The following is a 3,607-nucleotide window of genomic DNA, read 5'->3' on the forward strand; positions in this document are numbered from 1 at the left end:
CTGGAGCTGCACCGGATTCGAGGACCGCCAGCTGAAGGACAAGTACCCGATCTGCCCCGAGGGCAGCCAGGTCGTGCGCAGCTTCAAGTTCCAGAACTGCTGGGACGGCCAGAACACCGACAGCGCCAACCACCGCACCCATGTGGCCTTCGCCGACGCCAACGGCAACTGCCCGAACGGTTTCCGGGCCATCCCGCGGCTGGTGCAGCGGATCGTCTACGACGTGCCGCCGCCGGTCTTCGACGGGCAGAACTCCTCGGTCTTCGCGGTCGACTCCTTCCCCGAGCAGCTGCACAAGCCCATCACCGACCACGGCGACTTCATCAACGTCTTCGACGAGAACCTGATGGACGAGATGGTCGACTGCATCAACGACGGCCGTCGATGCGGACCCGACGACCCGGCGGACGCTCCGGCCGAGGGTGGGCAGGAGCCGTCGGAACCGGGAACGGAGCCCACCGCTCCCGGTCGCCCCGGCGCACCCGACGCGGATGACCCGAAGCCCACCGCGCCCGGCGCCGACGGACAGCAGCCCACCACCCCACCTGCCAGGCCGGGCGCCGGTCCCCGCCCCGACGTCGCAGACACGTACGAGCCCGCAGAGGCGGCCGGGCCGAACGTCGCTGAGTCCCCGCAACAGGCCCGTCCGACGTCCGGCACACCCGGAGCACCGGCGACTCCCGGCGGTCGGCCCGGCCCCGAAGTGCTGACCGACGCGACCGCCGACGCGGTGCCGTCCGCTGACGACGGGGCCACTGCGGACCGGGCGGACAAGCCGGAAGTCACGGCCGGCACGAATGAAGCAGCGCCCTCCACCGGGGCCAACGCTCAGGACCGCGAACCGAAGGCCCCCGTGGCGAACAACGGTTCCCGGCCGCAGGACGATCAGGCCGCGCCGGACGGCCAGGCTGCGCCGGACGGCCAGGCTGCGCAGGGGGGACTGGCAGCCACCGGCACCCAGCTGTGGCCGTCCGCCGCCGGTGCGGTACTCGTCGTCACAGGGGTCGCGCTGCTCCGGAGGCGCACCGGCCGCGAGGTCACCGGTCGGCGGTGACCGGCCTCGCCTCTTCGGCCGGGACTCAGTCCCGGCCGAAGAGCTGGCCCGACCGTACGCGCGCCCGACCGTACGCGGGCCGGGCCCGCCCGGGTGCGGGCGGTGCGGTCCTGTGTGAGGCTGGCCGCGCAATTTCCGTCATCAGTGGCGAGGGAGTCGGTCGTGAACCAGCTCGGAGACAAGCCGGAAGAGGTCCGCAAGCGGCTCGAGGAGGAGAAGGACCAGAAGAGGAACAGCCGGCACGGCGGTGAGAAGACGGGGGCCGCGGAACGGACCGACGAGGCCGGTGAGCCCGGCCTCTCCGACGAGCAAGCGTCGGGGAGCGACGACCAGAACCCCCTGTGAGCGGGTCCCAGGAGCGGTCGATCTGCTGGGCACCGTGCCCAATCCAGGTCAGCTGTCGGGAGGTGCTGTGCGGCGCAGGTAGGCGTTGACCTCGGCTTCGGCGTTGCCCTCCTCGCCGCGCCCCGCGAGGCCTTCACCGACGGTGGCGCCCGGCAAGGACGGGCAGGACCGGTCTTGCGCCCGCCGGTCGTAGCTGGTCGTGCGGGGCGCTGTGCCGGTGGGTCACGTTGAAGCCCTTACCGGGGGCCGGACGGTGACCGACCAGGGCGACCAGGGGGCGCCCTGGTCGGAGGCTTCCCGGGGACGCCACGCCTGGCGCGGCGTACGCTCGTCCGGAGGGGACTCGTTGTCGACATCGTCGAGGTGGGCGGCAGGGCTACCGGGGACGGGTCGGAGCGCAGCGTCCATCGTCATCCATCGATTCATCCGGGCAGCTCGTGCTCCCCGCCTGCTTCCAGCGGCTTCCCCGGCCCATCCGACCCGGACGTGACCGCGGGAGGACCGGACCCATGACCGCGCTCGGTGACCTGATCGAGATCGACGACGAGACCGTGCTGGTCCTCGGGCAGGGACTCGATGTCGAGCACGATCAGCCGGACGTCGCCAACGCTCTCGTACACCGGGTCGGCGACACCCTGGTGCTTGTCGACACCGGCGCCACCACGGCCTTCCGCGCCGCACTGCGGGGGGCGACCGGCCGAGTCGGGCACTGGTCCCGAGCACTGGTGCTGACTACGCACGGACATCCTGATCACGTCGCCAACAACGACCTGGCCGACGAGCTGGGAGTGCCGGTCGAGCACTACGTGCCCGCCCCTGACCTCGACCAGATGCGGGACCCGGCGTCGTACTGGGTGCCGTCCTTCGACCGCATCGCCGGGTTGGTGCCGCTGCCCGCAGCCGCACTGGCCGCCAACAAGGTGGTGTCGCTCTTCCAGCCGTTTCGGCCCTTCGGGGCGACGACCCGAACCTACGAGGAACGACCGCCGGAACGGATCCGGATCGGCTCGCTGCGCTTCACCGGCTGGACCTTCGCCGACGGCGCGGTCCGCGTACTGCGCAGCCAGGGCCACTGCGCCGGGCATGTGATCGTGCACCTGAGGGACTGCGGCGTCCTCCACCTGTCCGACGAGGGCAACGGACCCTGCGGTGCGATGGCCGACGCCGACCAGCTCAAGATCCAGACCACGCTCGGCGCCGTCGCTCTTCTCTTCGAGGAGGGAGAAGCCGCACTCCTCACCGACGGGCACACCTTCGCCGTGCGCCGTGGCGCTGGGGTGTCGTCCTACCTGGACGGGCTGCTGGAGCAGGCCACCGCCCTGCAGGAGGCGGCGCTCAGGCTGACCACTGAGAGCAGGCAGGTTCGGCCGAGCGCGTTCACCACCCGATACGCGGGGACCATCGCCGAACTGGGCGTCGGCGGCGCCAACCCGAATGCGATGTTCACCGCCATGATGGCGGTCAACCAGCTACGCGAACTCGGGCTACGGCCGGAGTCCGGCGGCGTCGACGCGCCCTGGTCCCGACCCACGCTCGTAAACCCCGCGCCGATTCCCTCGCGGCCTGGCTTTGGTGGCGGCGGCAGTCGCGACGATTCGCTGGAAGCTGAGAAGCAGTGAAGCGATATCCAGCGTGCCAGTCCTCTTCGTCTGCGTATTCGGCGTGCTGCCTGACCGCTTCACTCCTTCGCCTTGAACCGGGTGTTCCGAGTGGTGAAGAGGGTGAGGGCCGTGTAGCGTCGACGACAGCTGTCATGGTTCCGAAGTACCGGTCGCCCGTGAGCGCGAGTTCGCGGGCGTTTTGCTGTTCAAAGCCTCTGAGGACCAAGGCGATCACCTCCGGCTCCCGCACGGTGCGGGAACCGATTTCCAGTCCCCCTTGGAGGGCAAATGGCCAGCGGAACCGTCAAGTGGTTCAACTCGGAAAAGGGCTTCGGCTTCATCGAGCAGGACGGCGGAGGCCCGGACGTCTTCGCACACTACTCGAACATCGCAAGCTCTGGCTTCCGTGAGCTCCAGGAAGGCCAGAAGGTGAACTTCGACGTCGTCCAGGGCCAGAAGGGCCCGCAGGCGGAGAACATCACCCCCGCCTGACCCGCTTCGGCGCGACGCCCGCCCCGCTCAGTCGGGGCGGGCGTGGGCGTTCCGCGGCACGAGCCAACAGGCACGGCTTGGCTGCCCGAGAAAAAGCAGTGCCCGCGGGACCTTC

General features: G+C 70.3%; 4 protein-coding genes. All 4 read left to right on the forward strand.

What is annotated here, in order from left to right:
- On the forward strand, positions 1–1,054 hold a 1,054-nt coding region (locus tag ABZ070_RS36090; protein ID WP_356640288.1), incomplete at its 5' end, for a DUF1996 domain-containing protein.
- Positions 1,055–1,216: 162 nt separating this feature from the next.
- A complete protein-coding gene (locus ABZ070_RS36095; RefSeq protein WP_356640290.1) occupies positions 1,217–1,399 on the forward strand; it encodes a hypothetical protein in 183 nt (60 codons plus the stop codon).
- A 509-nt stretch (positions 1,400–1,908) separates the two neighbouring features.
- Entirely contained in the window at positions 1,909–3,018 is a 1,110-nt protein-coding gene (locus ABZ070_RS36100; RefSeq protein ID WP_356640292.1) for an MBL fold metallo-hydrolase, read from the forward strand.
- Positions 3,019–3,288: 270 nt separating this feature from the next.
- Positions 3,289–3,492, forward strand: coding sequence for a cold-shock protein (locus ABZ070_RS36105; RefSeq protein ID WP_100105551.1), 204 nt, complete (start codon positions 3,289–3,291; stop codon positions 3,490–3,492).
- Positions 3,493–3,607: the final 115 nt, after the last annotated feature.

Source organism: Streptomyces sp. NPDC006283, assembly GCF_040613325.1.
GTDB lineage: Bacteria > Actinomycetota > Actinomycetes > Streptomycetales > Streptomycetaceae > Streptomyces.